Here is a 14,460-nt window from a genome sequence, read left to right on the forward strand (position 1 = left end):
GCGGGTGCGGGGCGGGCGCGGTGGCCGGGGGCGTCAGCGCCGGCGCAGGGCCCTGACGGCGAGGACGGCGAGGACGGCACCCGCCGCGAGCGCCCCGGCCGCCGCCGCGCGCCTGGCCCCGCGCGCGCCCGCGAGGTGCTCGGCGGCGTCCTGCACGCGGTCGGTGACGGCCAGCGGGACGGCGGCCAGCGCGTTGCCCGGGGGCCGGCGCGGCACCCGCGGGTGCGGCCGGGTGGGGGCGGTGCGCCGCTGGACCTCCCAGGCCGCGCCGATGGCCCGCAGCTCCTCCGCGGAGGCGACCTGCTGCAGGCGCGGCAGCAGGTCGTCCTCCTCGTCGTGGGCGTCGTGGCGGATCACCTCGAAGGCGCGGCGCACCAGCGCGTCGTAGTCCGGTGAGCGGGGGTCGGCGTCCTGCAGCTCCTCCAGCAGGTCGTTGACCTGCTGGTGGTCGCCCTCGATGTGCGCGGTGAGCTCCTCGCCCTGCTCGGGCAGGTGCTGGCGGTACGCGGGGAACAGGACGGTCTCCTCGGCGAACGCGTGGCGCAGGGCCCGCTCGGCGAGCTCGGCGACGACGCGGCCGCGGGCGTCCGCGTCGGGCTCGGCGTCGTAGGCGCGCATGAGCGCATCGAGGTCGGCGTGGTCGCGGCTCTGCCGGGACAGGATGCTGCCCGGGCCGCCGCGCTCGTCCTCGGACTGGTCGGCCACGGACCGCAGCCCGTTGGCGCGTGGGTTCGTCATGGCGTCCCCGTACCCGCGCGGGGCCCGCGGTACCCGCCCGGCGCACCGGCACCGCGCAGCGGTCCTCGGTGGCCACGGGCCCCGTGCCGATCGGGGTGCGCGGGCCCGGGGCGCGGTCGTCGCCGACGGCCACCTCCAGGCCGACCCGGGGCGCGAGCGCGGGGAGGGCCACCCGATCCCCAGGCGGCCGCCGCCGGAGGCGACGACGCGCCGTTCCGGGGCCGCGACCTCGCGCAGGCCGGTCCCGGGCAGCCGGGTCCGCGGGTGCAGCAGGCGGGCAGCGGACCGGCCCCGGCCGGTCGCGGTCGACGCGGTTCCCGGGACGTCCCCCGTGCCCGGGCGGGTGACGGTGCTCACCCGCACTTCCCCCACCCCCCCCACCGTGTGGTTAGCCTGGCCTCACCGAACGAGGAGGGGCGGGATGACGGTCACGACCGAGCACACCGCGGTGGCGCTCCAGAGCACCACCGGCACGCCCGCGCGACCCGCCGTCGCGCGCACCGAGTACCGGCTGTTCCGGGTGGCGGTGCTGCGCCGGCAGGAGCTGGGACCCAGCTCCGCCCGCATCACCTTCTCCTCCCCCGAACTGGCCGGGTTCGGCCCCGGCGGCTTCGACCAGCGCCTGAAGGTCCTGCTGCCGCAGCTGCCGCTCGACGAGCTGGGCGTCCCCGAGGGCGACTGGTACGCGTGGTGGCGCGCGCTGCCCGAGGACGTTCGACCCGTGATGCGCACCTACACGGTGCGCGCGCTGCGCCCGGCCACCGCGGGCTCCGACGCCGAGCTGGACGTGGACTTCGTGCTGCACGGCGTGGGGGGCGGTGCGGCCGGTCCCGCCGCGTCCTGGGCGGCGGCCGCCCGCCCCGGCGACGAGGTCGCGCTCGTGGGCCCCACCGTCCCCGGCACCGGGCGGATGTGGGGTGTGGAGTGGGCCCCGCCCGCCGAGGCCCGCACGCTGCTGCTGGCCGGCGACGAGACCGCCGTGCCCGCCGTGTGCGCGGTCCTGGAGCAGCTGCCCGCCGGGGCGCGCGCCGTGGCCGTGCTGGAGGTCCCCGACATCGCCGACGCGGTGAGCATCGCCTCGCGGGCCGACGTCACCGTGGAGTGGCTGCCCCGCGGCGGCCGCCACGGCCACGGCGACCTGCTGGTGCCGCGCGTGGAGGAGATCGCCGGGCCGCTGGTGGACGAGACGTCCCGCACGATCGCGCTGGACTTCGAGGACGTCGACCTGGACGCGGGCATCCTGTGGGAGGTCCCCGAGCAGGCGGTCGCCACCGGCCCGCAGTGCCTGTACGCGTGGCTGGCCGGCGAGGCGGGCGTCGTCAAGCGCCTGCGCCGGCACCTGGTGCGCGACGTGGGGCTGCCGAGGGCGTCCGTCGCGTTCATGGGCTACTGGCGCGAAGGTCGCGCCGAGGGCGCCTGAGCGCCCGGAACCGGAGGGAACCGAGTTGAACAACCCCTTCCGCCGCGAGCGCAGCGGCGGTCAGGGCGGCCGGCGCCAGCGCCGCGCCGTCGTGGTCCGCACCGAGCGGATCACCCCCGAGGTGGTGCGCGTGGTCCTCGGCGGCGAGGACCTCGCCGACCTGCGGGCCGTGCACGCCGACTCCTACGTCAAGCTCCTCTTCCCCCCGGCCGGGGTCGTCTACGACGAGCCGCTGGACGTGGCCGCGATCCGCGAGTCGCGCCCGCGCACCGAGTGGCCCGTGCTGCGGACGTACACCGTGCGCGCCGTCGACGCCGAGCGCGGCGAGGTGACGGTCGACTTCGTCGTCCACGGCGACGAGGGGATCGCCGGGCCGTGGGCGGCCGCCGCCCGTCCCGGCGACGAAGTGCACCTGATGGGCCCGGGCGGGGCGTACTCGCCGGACCCGGCGGCGCCGTGGCACCTCCTGGTCGGCGACGCCAGCGCGCTGCCGGCGATCGCCGCGTCCCTGGAGCGGGTGCCCGCCGGGGTGCCGGCCGTCGCGGTCCTGCAGGTGCACGGCCCGGCCGAGCACCAGGCGCTGCCGTGCCCCGGTGAGCTGCGCGTGCACTGGCTGCACGGCGACGGACCGGACCCGGAGGGCCTGGTGGCGCTGCTGCGCTCGCTGGAGCTGCCCCCCGGCGCCCCGCACGCGTTCCTGCACGGCGAGGCCGACTGCGTGCGCGCGGTGCGCCGCTGGGCGCGCACCGAGCTGGGCGTGCCGCGCGAACTGCTGTCCGCCTCCGGGTACTGGCGCCGCGGACGCACCGAGGAGGGCTGGCGCGAGGAGAAGCAGGACTGGGCGGCGTCGGTGGACTCCGACGACGCCGTGGCCGCCCCCTCCCCCGCCTGACCCCTTCCCCGAGGTTCCCCCGGCCCCCGCCGGGGTCGGGGGGTCAGGCGGCCAGGACGGCGTCGCAGACCCGCACCAGCGCCGCGCGCAGCGGGTCGGCCCGCTCGGCGAACGCCCGCTGCGCGCGCACGTACTGCGCCTTGCCCTCCGGCGTCTCGATCGGCACGGGCTCGTACCCCAGGGACGTCACGTCGTACGGGGAGGCCCGCATGTCCAGCTCCCGCACGTCGCGAGCCAGCTCGAAGCAGTCCAGCAGCAGCTCACCGGGCACCGCGGGCGAAAGCTTCATCGCCCACCGGTAGCAGTCCATCGTGGCGTGCAGGCACCCCGGCTGCTCCTGCGCCGCCTGCTGCTCGCGGGTCGGGGTCAGCTCGTTGCGCGGCACCGCGGACGGGGTGAAGAAGCGGAACGCGTCGTAGTGGCTGCAGCGGATGCGGTGCGACTCCACCACCGCGTCCGTGCCGTCGTGCCCGAGACGCAGCGGCAGCCCCGCGTGCCGCACCTGCTCGGGGGTGCTGCGGTGCACCATCGCCCACTCGTGCAGCCCGAAGCAGCCCAGCTGCGCCGGACGGGTGCGGGTGGCGGCCAGCACCTCGCGCGCCAGCCGCACCGTCGGCCCGCGCTGCGCGCGCAGCGACGCGGCGTCCACGACGACGCCGCGACCGGTGCCCGCGTAGTGCGCCCAGTCCTCGCGCTCGGGCGCCTCCAGCAGCTCCACGCCGACGCCGGGGTGCCAGCGGCGCAGCCGCCCGGGGGCCCAGGAGTAGTAGGTGAAGAGGAAGTCCTCCACGGGGTGCGCCTCACCGCGCCGGCGCCGCTCGGCGGCGCCGGCGGTCAGGGCCTGCGCGCGCCGGTCGTGCCCGGCCTCGCGCGCCGTCCACGCCGCCCGCTCCAGCACCCGGTGACCGGCGAGCACGACATCCGCTTCCACCGGGTCCACCGTAGCGACGCCGGGCGGGTCCGGCCGGGTCCGGTCCGGCACACTGACCCGGTCCGCGCTCACCCCGGGAGGCCCTGCACCGTGACCGACACCCCCGCCACCGCACCGGTCGACGTCTGCGGCGTCGAGGCCCTGCCCGACGGCGGCGTCGTGCGCTACGACGGCCCCGGCGTCACGGCCCCGATCTCCGTCTTCCACGTCGACGGCGAGCTGTACGCCATCGACGACACCTGCAGCCACGCCCGGGAGTCCCTCGCCGACGGCTGGGTGGAGGACTGCGCCGTGGAGTGCCCCCGGCACGCCTCGGCGTTCGACCTGCGCACCGGTGAGCCCTCCGGGCCGCCCGCGATCCGGCCCGTGCGCACCCACCGCGTGGAGGTCGTGGACGGGCGCGTCGTGGTCCACGTGGGCACTCCCCGCACCTGACGGGAGGAACCTGCACAGCCGCTCCACGGCCGGGTGAGCACAATGCCCGCTGCCCGGGTCGGCATGCGCGAAGATGTCCCGGTGCGCCGCCTCGACACCATCGACGCCAGGATCCTGCTCGCGCTGGACGAAGACCCCCGCGCGACCGTCCTGGGCCTGTCGCGCCAGCTCGGCCTCGCCCGCGGCACGGTCCAGGCGCACCTGGAACGCCTGGAGTCCGACGGGGTGCTGCACCGCTTCTCCCGGCGCCTGGCGCCGGCTGCTCTGGGCTTCTCCATCTCGGCGTTCGTGATGGTGGAGATCGTGCAGGGCCAGCAGGAGGACACCCTGGACCGGCTGCGCCGGACGCCGGAGGTCCTGGAGGTGCACGGCATCACCGGCGACGGCGACCTCATGTGCCGGGTGGTCGCCCGCGACGCCGACGACCTGTACCGGGTGGGCCAGGACGTGCTCGCCATCCCCGGCGTCGTGCGCACCCGCACGTCCCTGGCGATGCGCGAACTGGTGCCCTACCGCATCGACCCGCTCCTCAGCGAGCTCGCCGACTGAGCCGCCGGCCGGGGCCCGTCGCGACACCGGGACGGCGGCACCTCGCGCGTGGGGCAGAATCGGGCGCGTGTTGCGGTGGCTGACGGCAGGCGAATCCCACGGTCCGGCGCTCGCGGGCATCCTCGAGGGGCTGCCGGCGGGCGTGGAGGTGTCCAGCGCCGACATCCGCGCCGCGCTGGCCCGGCGGCGTCTGGGGCACGGTCGCGGGGCGCGGATGAGCTTCGAGCAGGACGAGCTGGAGGTCATCGGCGGCATCCGCCACGGCCGCACCCAGGGCGGTCCGGTGGCGCTGCGCATCGGCAACTCCGAGTGGCCCCGCTGGCAGGAGGTCATGGCCGCCGACCCGGCCGACGAGCAGGGCCGCCGCTACGACGAGCCGGGCCGGCTGCCGGCACGGGGGCGCTCGGCGCCGCTGACCCGCCCCCGTCCCGGCCACGCCGACCTGACCGGCATGCAGAAGTACGGCTTCACCGACGCCCGCCCGGTGCTGGAGCGCGCCTCCGCGCGCGAGACCGCCACCCGCGTCGCGCTGGGCGAGGTGGCGCGGGCGTTCCTCGCGCAGGCCGCGGGCGTGGAGGTCGTCTCCCACGTGGTGTCCATCGGCACCGTCGAGGCGGCGCCGGGCACGGTGCCTGCGCGCGGGCAGCGCGATGCCGTGGACGCCGACCCGGTGCGCTGCGCCGATCCGGAGGCCAGCGCCCGCATGGTCGCCGAGATCGACGAGGCCCACTCCTCCGGCGACACCCTCGGCGGTGTCGTGGAGGTGGCCGTGCACGGCCTGCCGCCGGGGCTGGGCTCCTACGTGCACTGGGACCGCAAGCTCGACGCCCGGCTGGCCGCTGCGCTCATGGGCATCCAGGCCATCAAGGGCGTGGAGGTCGGCGACGGTTTCGAGACCGCGCGCCGGCGCGGCTCGGCCGCGCACGACGAGATCGAGCGCACCGACGGCGGCGAGGGCCCGGAGGGCATGACGGTGCGGCGGCGCACCGACCGCGCCGGCGGCATCGAGGGTGGCATGAGCAACGGCGAGGTGCTGCGCGTGCGGGCGGCCATGAAGCCGATCTCGACGGTGCCGCGGGCGCTGGACACGGTGGACACGGCCTCCGGCGGTGCGGCGCAGGCCATCGCGCAGCGCTCGGACGCGTGCGCGGTGCCGGCGGCCGGCGTGGTCGCCGAGGCGATGGTCAGCCTCGTGCTGGCCGACGCGCTGCTGGAGAAGTTCGGCGGCGACAACGTCGAGCAGGTGCGCGCCAACGTGGCGAGCTACCTGGACGGCCTGGCCATCCGCACAGCCCCCGCGGAGGGCTGAGGCTCAGCGCAGCGCGGCGTCGACCTCCGCCAGCACGAGCACGGCCCCGGTCAGCCCCCCGCACTCACCGACCCAGTCGCGCTCCGTGGGCAGCGCGTCCAGCTGCGCGGTCAGCCCGCGGCCACGGTCGGCCAGGACGTCGGCGACCACCTCGGGGGTCGTCCAGCGCGCGAGGAGGTCGGCCGCTCCGTCAGCGGGATCACGGTGCCGCAGCACCCGGGCCCAGGCCCACCGGTCGTGCAGGGCAGAGGTCACGCGGAACCCTAACCCGGCGCCGGCGGGCGCCCGAGCGCCGACTCGCCACCTCACTCCGGGGAGGACGACGCGAGCGGCGGGGGCGGCGGCGGGGGCCCCTCCGGCTCCGGCGGCGGGGCGACGGTGGCACCCGCGGCGCCCGTGCGGCCCAGGCGCGCACCGCGCCGGCGCACCCCTCGCGGGTTGCCGCTGATGATCGGCAGCAACCAGCGCGCCGAGGGGTCGGCGTCCACGAGCACCGCCCTGATGAGCAGGCTCAGCGGCACCGCCAGCAGGGCGCCCAGGCTCCCCAGGGCCCACCCCCAGAAGATGACCGACAGGAACGTCAGGGTCGCCGACAGCCCCACGGCGTTGCCGACGATCTTCGGCTGCAGCAGCCCCTGGATGACGACGTTGACGACCGTGTAGGACACCACGACGAGCAGGGCGCTGGCGGGGCCGTTGGCGAGCAGGGCGAGCAGGGCGGGGGGCGCCAGCCCCAGGACGAACCCGATGTTGGCGATGTAGTTGGTCAGGAACGCCAGCAGCCCCCACACCAGCGGCAGGGGCACCGCCAGCCAGTACAGGATGCCGACGTCGATGGCCGCGACCACCGCGCCGAAGACCGTCGTCACCAGCAGGAAGCGCCGGGTGCCGAAGGCGAACGCGCTGAGCGCCGAGACCAGGTCTCGGTGCCGCCAGCTGGCCTGCGCCAGCAGCCTGGGGAACACCGCCGCGTCCAGGGCGAGGAAGAACAGCAGCAGCAGCAGGAACGCGAACGCGGTCAGGCCCGAGGACAGCTGTGCCAGCACCGTCTGCGCCAGGCCGAACAGGCGGGAGGGGTCGACGCTCGCGAGGGCCTGCGAGACCTGCGCCGGGCTGACCCCCACCCGCGCGAGGAGGTCCATGGCCTGCCCCTGCAGCTCGAAGTACCGGCCCGTGTACTGCGGCAGCAGCATGGCCAGCTGCACCAGCGACCACGCCACCGCCGCGGCCAGCCCCAGGACGAGCGCGTACAGCACCACCACGACCGCCACCGTGCTCGCCCACCCGGGCACGCGGTGGCGGCACAACCACGGGTGCAGCGGGTGGACGACGAGGACGAGCACGAGGGCGAGGAACGCCGGCCCGATCGTCGAGGAGAACGCCCGCAACCCGGCCACCACGACCACCGCGCCGGCCAGTCCCAGCAGCAGCTGCACCACGTGCAGGTTGCGGGCGCCGCCGGGCGCCCGGAGGTCGTCGGGGGCCGCGGGAGGTGCGGCGGCTTCGTCAGCGGGCACGGCGGGGACCTGTCGGCAGGGGGCGGGGCGTGCCCGATCCTGACGCAGGAGGCCCCCGGGCACGACCCGGGCGCCCGCACGGCCGGGTCAGGCCCCCGGCGCCACCCGCCGCATCGGCACGTGCGCGATGCCGTCCTCGTCGTAGGCGGGGCCGTCCACCGCGAACCCGAACCGGCCGTACCAGTGCTCCAGGTGCGCCTGGGCGCCCAGCACGACCTCGACGTCCCCGGCCAGCTCCAGCGCGCGGTGCACCAGGCCGGCCGCCACGCCCTGCCCGCGGGCCTCGCGGGCGGTGGCGACCCGGCCGATGCGGGCGGTGCCGTCGGCCTCGCGCAGCAGCCGCACCGTGCCGGCGACCCGGCCCGCGGGGTCCTGCGCCCACAACAGCAGCGCGCCCGGTTCCCCGTCGCGCCCGTCGAGCTCGGGGTAGGCGCACTCCTGCTCCACGACGAACACGTCGACGCGCAGCTTCAGCAGCTCGTACAGGACGCGGGGCGGCACGTCGTCCAGCGCCGCCTCGTACACGGGCGGGCCTCCGGCGCTCACCCGAGCAGGTCGTGCCGCACGACGGTCTGCTCGCGGTCGGGGCCGACGCCGACCGCGGAGATGCGGGAGCCGGACAGCTCCTCCAGCGCCTCGACGTAGCGCTGCGCGTTCTTCGGCAGGTCGTTCATCGAGCGGGCGCCGGAGATGTCCTCGCTCCAGCCGTCGAAGTACTCGTACACGGGCTTCGCGTGGTGGAAGTCGGTCTGCGACATCGGGATCTCGTCGAAGCGCTCGCCGTCGACGTCGTACGCGACGCACACCGGGATGCGCTCCCAGCCGCTGAGGGTGTCCAGCTTGGTGAGCACGAAGTCGGTCACGCCGTTGATCCGCGCGGTGTAGCGGGCCACGAGCGCGTCGTACCAGCCGGTGCGGCGGGGGCGGCCGGTGGTGGTGCCGTACTCGCCGCCGTCGCGGCGCAGCTTCTCGCCGTCCGCGTCGAGCAGCTCGGTGGGGAAGGGGCCCTCGCCCACGCGGGTCGTGTACGCCTTGACGACGGCGATGATGCGGTCGATCCGGTTCGGCGGGACGCCGGTGCCGGTGCACGCGCCGGCCGCGGTGGCGTTGGAGGACGTCACGAACGGGTAGGTGCCGTGGTCGATGTCGAGCATCGTCGCCTGACCGCCCTCGAACAGGACGATCTCGCCGCGGTCCAGGGCGCGCGACAGCTCCAGGCTGACGTCGCGGACCATGGGGCGCAGCCGCTCGGCGTACGACAGCAGCGTCTCGACGGTCTCGTCCACCGACACGGCGCGGCGGTTGTAGACCTTCACCAGCAGGTGGTTCTTCTGGTCGAGGGCGCCCTCGACCTTCTGCCGCAGGATGCTTTCGTCGAAGAGGTCCTGCACCCGCACGCCGACGCGGTTGATCTTGTCGGCGTAGGTGGGCCCGATGCCGCGACCGGTGGTGCCGATCTTGCGCTTGCCGAGGAAGCGCTCGGTGACCTGGTCCAGCGAGCGGTGGTAGGGCGCGATGACGTGCGCGGAAGCGGACACGATCAGCTTCGAGCAGTCCACGCCGCGGGCCGTGAGGGCGTCGATCTCCTCGAACAGCACACCGGGGTCCACCACGACGCCGTTGCCGATGACGGGCGTCACGCCGGGGGTGAGGATCCCGGAGGGCAGCAGGTGCAGGGCGTACTTCTCGTCCCCCACCACGACCGTGTGGCCGGCGTTGTTGCCGCCGTTGAACTTCACGACGTGGTCGACACGGGCACCGAGCGCGTCGGTGGCCTTGCCCTTGCCCTCGTCCCCCCACTGGGCGCCGATGAGCACGATCGCGGGCATGACATCCCCTGCTTCCTGAAGGTTGCGCGGTCCTGCGTGCACGAGGCCCCCACGAACCTCCGGCGGAGGTCGGCGCAGACCGCGAAGAGCTTACCGGCCCCGGCGGGGCCGGTCCCCGAGCGCGGGCCGGGTCAGCCGGCGAGCCGCCCGCTCAGCTCCCGGCCGAGCGCGGTGCCCGACGCCCACGCCGTCTCGACCTTGGAGGTGCGGCCCCAGGCGTCCCCGCACACCGCGATGCGGGTCCGCTCGTCGAGACCGAACGGCGCGTCCTCGTGCTGCTCGAGCGGCTGGGCCAGCGACCAGCGGTGCGCCCGGCTCCACGACGGCGCCGGGGTGGGACCGCCGGTCAGCAGCGGGCCCAGCTCGGCCACCACGGGCGCCACCGCGGCGTCCGGGTCGTCGAGGTGCTCGGCGGAGAACTCCGGCGCGGCGTGCGCGACGAGCACCGGGGCGCCGTCCCCGCGGCGGGCGCCGTCGTCGGCCAGGAAGACGAGCAGGTCGTCGTCGTTCACGAACGCGCCGTGGAAGTCCGGCCACCAGCGCTGCGGCCACGCCGCGCACACCGCGATGCAGGGCCGGTGCTTCCAGCGCGGCGACAGGTCCAGACGGGTGGCCACCGTGCGCGGCACGAGGTCCGCCGCCTGCGGGTCGGGCATCGCCAGCACCACGGCGGCGGCGCGCCGGCCGTCCACGGACGGGCCCTGCGGCCCGGCCCCGACGGCCTCCACGTCGGTGGACGTCCGCAGCGGCACGGGGACGCGCCCCGGCGGGGTGAGCAGGTCGTCCACGAGGCTGCGCAGCCCGGCGGGGGCGCCCCAGCGCCAGGGGCCGCTGGAGGTGCGCCGCCCCGGGCGGGTGCCGTCGGCGGCGCGGCCCCCGAGCACCGCGAAGGTGTCCGTCCAGCGGTGCGCGAGCCCGCGCGCCTCCCAGTCGGCGACCTGCGCGGCGAAGCCCTCCCCGGAGCCGTCCCCGGAGACCGTGAAGTAGGACGCGCCGAGGTCGACGACGCGCACGCCCTCGGACGTCTCCACCCGGCGGCCGCTCATCCGGCCGCCGGGCCGGCGGCCCCGGTCCACCAGCTGCACCGGCACGCCGGCGTCGACGAGGACCCGGGCGCAGGCGGCACCGGCGACGCCGGCCCCGACCACGACGACGGGAGCCCCGTCCCGGGCACCGTCCGGGGCGTCGTCCGGGGCGGGGCGCGCCGCCGTGCTCACGGCAGGAGCTCGGCGGGGGCCTGCGGGTCGCAGTCGCGCAGGAAGTCCCGGCAGCGCGTCGCCTCGGGGGTCTCCCCGATCGCCTCCGCCGCCCGCTGCAGCGCGGCGAGCGCGCGCAGGAAGCCGCGGTTCGGCCCGTGCGACCACGGCACCGGGCCGTGCCCGCGCCAGCCGGCGCGCCGCAGCGCGTCCAGCCCGCGGTGGTAGCCGGTGCGGGCGAAGGCGTAGGCGCTCACGGGCTGCCCGTCGTCCAGGGCGCGCTCGGCCAGCAGCGCCCACGGCAGCGAGGCCGCCGGGTGCGCCGCGGCGACCTCCGCGGGGTCGGCGCCGCCCGCCACCTCGGCGTCGACCTCCGGGTGCTCGGGCAGGTGGGTGGGCGGCGGCCCGCCCAGCAGGTTCGTGCCGGTGCTCACGGGTGCTCCTCTCGCAGGGGTGCGGCCGGGGCCGCGGTCAGGAGGTGGGGATCTCCACCCAGACGATCTTGCCCCGCCGGGTGGGGGTGACGCCCCAGCGGCCCAGCGTGGCGACCACCCGCATCCCGTGCCCGCCGGCGCCGTCGGGGCGGGCGTCCACGACGCGGGGGTGCTCGGGGCTGTCGTCCTCCACCTCCAGGCGCAGGGCGCCGGGCAGGTCGAACAGCCGCAGCCCCACGGGGCCCCAGCCGTGCAGGACGGCGTTGGCGACCAGCTCGGACACGACGATCTCCGCCTGCGGGCCGACGGCCAGACCCCACACGGCGCAGGCGCGCAGCGTGGCGTGGCGCGCCTTGCCCACCGACGACGGCTCCGAGGGCAGCTGCCAGCGGCGCCGCCGGGGCGTGTCCGCCACCCGCTGCGCCGGCTCCTCGGACTCCTCCGGCACCCGCACCACGACGATCGCGGTGTCGTCCTCGGAGGACTCCCCCAGGCCCTGCAGCAGCTCCTCGCCGATCCCGGCGGCGTCGCGCGCCCGGCTGCCGGCGAGCAGCTCCACGAGGACCTCCATCCCGTCGCGCATCGGCCGGTGGCGGGCCTCGATGAGCCCGTCGGTGTAGAAGACCAGCACGTCCCCGGGGCGCAGCGCACGCTCCCGGGTGGGGCGGGGGCGCTCGCCCAGGCCCACGAGGGTGCCGGTGGCGTCGCTGAGGACGTCCACGACGGGCCCGTCGCCGGCGTCGGCGCGCCGCAGCAGCGGCGGCAGGTGCCCGGCGCTGCTCCAGGCGACCTCCCAGCCGCCGTCGTCGAGGCGCTGCAGCGAGGCGTACACCAGGCTGGCCATGCGGGGGATGCTCACGCCCGCGGCGAGCTGGTCCACGCGCATCAGGACGCTGCCGGGGTCGTCGAGCTCCTGCGCGGCCGAGCGCACCACGGAGCGCATCTGCCCCATGGCGGCCACGGCCTCCACGTCGTGGCCCACGACGTCGCCGATGACGACGCCGGCGCTGCCGTCGGGCGCCTGCAGCACGTCGTACCAGTCGCCCCCCACCTGGGCGTGGTCGGCGTTCGGGGCGTAGAACGCCCAGACGTCGAGCCCCTCCACCGCGGTGTCTTCCGGCAACATGCTGCGCTGCAGCGTCTCTGACAACTCGTGCTCCCGTGCGTGCAGTCTCGCGTTCTCCACCACCAGTCCCGCGCGGCGGGCCGCGGCGCGCAGGACGGCGCCGTTCCCGCCCTCCGGGCCGGTCTCACCCGGAAGGACGATCAACCAGCCCAGGACGTGCCCGTGCCCGGGCAGCGGGAGCGCCACGACCCCCGGCCCGGCCGCGCGCGTCAGCCGCGCCAGCCACCCCGAGGCGGTGCCGGCGTCCCCGTCGCCCGGCGGCAGCGGCACCGGGCCGCCCGGCCCGGGGCGGCGCAGCAGGGGGTCGTCGGCGCGCTCGCCGCCCGCGCGCCGCCACACCCTGCCGAGCAGCCCCTCGAACGGCTCGCCGGCCGCCGCGACGACCTCCACCTCGGCGCCCGCCGACCGGCCGGCCGGCTCGTCGACGAGCGCGACCAGGGCCGCGGAGACCACCGGCCCGGTCAGCGCCCGCACCGTGGCCCCCAGTCCCGTGACCACCGCCTCGCGGGTCGGGGCCGGGCCGAGGGCGTCCAGCGCGCTGAGGTCCGGCGCCGGGGCCGGCTCGGGGGCGGTGACGTCGGTGTGCCAGGTCACGACGTGGCGCACCGCGCCGGTCGCGTCGCGCAGGGGCGTGGCGCGCACGCGGTGCAGGAACCGGCTGCCGTCGGCGCGCTCGGCGAGCACGGTGGCCCGTGCGGGCTCACCGGAGCGCGCCGCGTCGCGCAGGTGGGCGCGTGCGCCCTCGTCCCCCGACAGCAGCAGCCCCGTGCACCCGCGGCCCACCACGTCGGGCGCGGGCACCCCGGTCACCCGCGTCCAGCCGGTGCCCACCCACTGCACGACGCCCTCCGCCGCGCCCCCGGCCGGCACGGCCGTGAGGGCGGCACCGGCGACGACGGCGACCACGTCGGCCGGACCGCCCGCCGTCCCCGTGGGGCCCCCCTCGGGCACGTCCCCGACCTCGTGCAGGGACAGCAGCGCGCGCCCGGCCGCCACGGGCGCCACGGTCAGCCACCACCGGCCGGCGACCAGCTCCCCGGGCACCCGTCCCGTCCGGGCGCGGTGCGCGACGGAGACGGGCAGCCCCGCGGAGCGGCAGAACGCCGGCAGGTCCCCGGGCACGGCTCCCGGCTCGTCGCCCGCGGCCAGTCGCGCCGCCCCGGCGTCCGCCGCGGCCACCCCGGCGGGCAGGTCCAGCAGGAGCACCGCGGCGGGCACCTCGCGCAGCGGCAGGGGCTGCGGTCGACTGCCGGGCATCCGGGGGGCTCCTCGAGTGGGCTGGGTGCGTCGCAGGTGCGCGACGGCGACCTCGACCTCGGTCGATAGCATGCAGGCGGCCTCGACGGGCCGCGCGCCGAAGGTGCAGCCGCTGCGCCGAGCGGGTGCACGTCGCGCAGCGGTGCCGTCGTGACCTACTGTGCGGCGACGAGCCGCGCCGGTCACCCGCTGCCTGCAGCCACCCGGGCACGGCGATGAGCGCGGTATTGCGGAGGGACGATGACGAACGACGCGACACCCCCGGGCGAGACGTCCCGCGTGCCCGAGGTCCGCTCGGTCGACCCCGGGTCGGTGCACGTGCTCTACGAGCCGCGGGCCACGCGCGTGGTGCTGACCGGCGAGATCGACGCCGAGCTCGGCCCCGACCTGCTCGAGGCGGCCGAGGACGCCCTGTCGTCCGGTCGCCCCCTCCAGGTCGACGCGCACCACGTGACCTTCATGGACTCCACCGGCCTGGCCTTCCTGGCCCGGCTGGCCTCCCGGTCCCGCGCGCGCCGCGTCACGCTGATCCGCCCGCCGGCGGTGGTGAAGTTCCTCATCGAGACGACGAACATCGTCCAGCTGCTCGACGTGGTCGACGAGGAGCCGCGCCCGGGCGTCGACAGCGTCCCGGCCGCCGACGCCTACGACGACGGGCCGGAGCCGGCCTGAGCGTCCCGCCCGGGCGGTCGGGGGTGCCGGCCGCCGGGCTCTCCGCGCACCGCTGACCGCGGCACTGGCCCGGGCGCGCCGTCCGCGCACCTCGGCCGCTGCCACCACCCCGCGAGGACCGGGCACGACGGCGGCCCGGGCCCCGCGGGGCCCGG

15 protein-coding genes are annotated in these 14,460 nt (G+C 77.1%); 6 read left to right on the forward strand and 9 right to left on the reverse strand.

The genetic code is table 11. The features are described from left to right. Positions 1 to 33: 33 nt before the first annotated feature. Complete coding sequence (locus ACRYR8_RS15270; protein ID WP_432485369.1) at positions 34 to 738, reverse strand: hemerythrin domain-containing protein; 705 nt, start codon at positions 736 to 738, stop codon at positions 34 to 36. Positions 739 to 1,159: 421 nt separating this feature from the next. Here ACRYR8_RS15270 and ACRYR8_RS15275 point away from each other — a divergent pair, with 421 nt between their 5' ends. Together ACRYR8_RS15275 and ACRYR8_RS15280 are read left to right on the forward strand one after the other, a co-directional pair. Next, a complete protein-coding gene (locus ACRYR8_RS15275) occupies positions 1,160 to 2,158 on the forward strand; it encodes a siderophore-interacting protein (protein ID WP_432485371.1) in 999 nt (332 codons plus the stop codon). 91 nt (positions 2,159 to 2,249) lie between these two features. Beyond that, positions 2,250 to 3,050 (forward strand): siderophore-interacting protein, encoded by an 801-nt coding sequence (locus ACRYR8_RS15280; protein WP_432485395.1) that lies wholly within the window; start codon positions 2,250 to 2,252, stop codon positions 3,048 to 3,050. Between the two features lie 43 nt (positions 3,051 to 3,093). Here the strand turns inward: ACRYR8_RS15280 and ACRYR8_RS15285 are convergent, their stop codons facing one another. Continuing rightward, positions 3,094 to 3,981, reverse strand: a complete 888-nt coding sequence (locus ACRYR8_RS15285; RefSeq protein WP_432485373.1) for a 3-methyladenine DNA glycosylase — start codon at positions 3,979 to 3,981, stop codon at positions 3,094 to 3,096. 90 nt (positions 3,982 to 4,071) lie between these two features. Here ACRYR8_RS15285 and ACRYR8_RS15290 point away from each other — a divergent pair, with 90 nt between their 5' ends. The 3 genes from ACRYR8_RS15290 to aroC all read left to right on the forward strand — a co-directional run bounded on the left by ACRYR8_RS15290 (position 4,072) and on the right by aroC (position 6,274). Continuing rightward, a complete protein-coding gene (locus tag ACRYR8_RS15290) occupies positions 4,072 to 4,416 on the forward strand; it encodes a bifunctional 3-phenylpropionate/cinnamic acid dioxygenase ferredoxin subunit (protein WP_432485375.1) in 345 nt (114 codons plus the stop codon). A gap of 63 nt (positions 4,417 to 4,479) precedes the next feature. Continuing rightward, positions 4,480 to 4,965: an Lrp/AsnC family transcriptional regulator gene (locus tag ACRYR8_RS15295; RefSeq protein WP_432485377.1), complete on the forward strand. Its 486-nt coding sequence runs from the start codon at positions 4,480 to 4,482 to the stop codon at positions 4,963 to 4,965. 67 nt (positions 4,966 to 5,032) lie between these two features. Next, the gene (aroC, locus tag ACRYR8_RS15300; RefSeq protein ID WP_432485379.1) at positions 5,033 to 6,274 is read left to right on the forward strand and encodes a chorismate synthase; all 1,242 of its coding nucleotides are present in this window, start codon (positions 5,033 to 5,035) and stop codon (positions 6,272 to 6,274) included. A 3-nt stretch (positions 6,275 to 6,277) separates the two neighbouring features. Here aroC and ACRYR8_RS15305 read toward each other — a convergent pair whose 3' ends face one another. From ACRYR8_RS15305 to ACRYR8_RS15335, 7 genes are all read right to left on the reverse strand, one after another. Continuing rightward, positions 6,278 to 6,529, reverse strand: a complete 252-nt coding sequence (locus ACRYR8_RS15305) for a hypothetical protein (RefSeq protein WP_432485381.1) — start codon at positions 6,527 to 6,529, stop codon at positions 6,278 to 6,280. A 50-nt stretch (positions 6,530 to 6,579) separates the two neighbouring features. Then, positions 6,580 to 7,791, reverse strand: a complete 1,212-nt coding sequence (locus ACRYR8_RS15310; protein WP_432485383.1) for an AI-2E family transporter — start codon at positions 7,789 to 7,791, stop codon at positions 6,580 to 6,582. An 87-nt stretch (positions 7,792 to 7,878) separates the two neighbouring features. Next, positions 7,879 to 8,337: a GNAT family N-acetyltransferase gene (locus ACRYR8_RS15315; RefSeq protein WP_432485385.1), complete on the reverse strand. Its 459-nt coding sequence runs from the start codon at positions 8,335 to 8,337 to the stop codon at positions 7,879 to 7,881. Then, positions 8,334 to 9,620, reverse strand: coding sequence for an adenylosuccinate synthase (locus ACRYR8_RS15320; protein WP_432485387.1), 1,287 nt, complete (start codon positions 9,618 to 9,620; stop codon positions 8,334 to 8,336). Before ACRYR8_RS15320 ends, ACRYR8_RS15315 begins: the two co-directional genes overlap by 4 nt. A gap of 131 nt (positions 9,621 to 9,751) precedes the next feature. After that, on the reverse strand, positions 9,752 to 10,768 hold the full coding sequence (locus ACRYR8_RS15325; RefSeq protein WP_432485397.1) for an NAD(P)/FAD-dependent oxidoreductase: 1,017 nt from the start codon (positions 10,766 to 10,768) through the stop codon (positions 9,752 to 9,754). Positions 10,769 to 10,833: 65 nt separating this feature from the next. Then, positions 10,834 to 11,250 (reverse strand): DUF3151 domain-containing protein, encoded by a 417-nt coding sequence (locus tag ACRYR8_RS15330; RefSeq protein WP_432485389.1) that lies wholly within the window; start codon positions 11,248 to 11,250, stop codon positions 10,834 to 10,836. Positions 11,251 to 11,287: 37 nt separating this feature from the next. Next, positions 11,288 to 13,705 carry an ATP-binding SpoIIE family protein phosphatase gene (locus ACRYR8_RS15335; protein ID WP_432485391.1) on the reverse strand — a complete coding sequence of 806 codons (2,418 nt, stop codon included), beginning with the start codon at positions 13,703 to 13,705 and terminating at the stop codon, positions 11,288 to 11,290. A 168-nt stretch (positions 13,706 to 13,873) separates the two neighbouring features. On the opposite strand from ACRYR8_RS15335, the gene ACRYR8_RS15340 reads away from it, so the two are divergent. Continuing rightward, a complete protein-coding gene (locus tag ACRYR8_RS15340; protein WP_432485393.1) occupies positions 13,874 to 14,305 on the forward strand; it encodes an STAS domain-containing protein in 432 nt (143 codons plus the stop codon). Positions 14,306 to 14,460: the final 155 nt, after the last annotated feature.

It is taken from the genome of Kineococcus esterisolvens (assembly GCF_050871405.1).
Lineage (GTDB): Bacteria > Actinomycetota > Actinomycetes > Actinomycetales > Kineococcaceae > Kineococcus.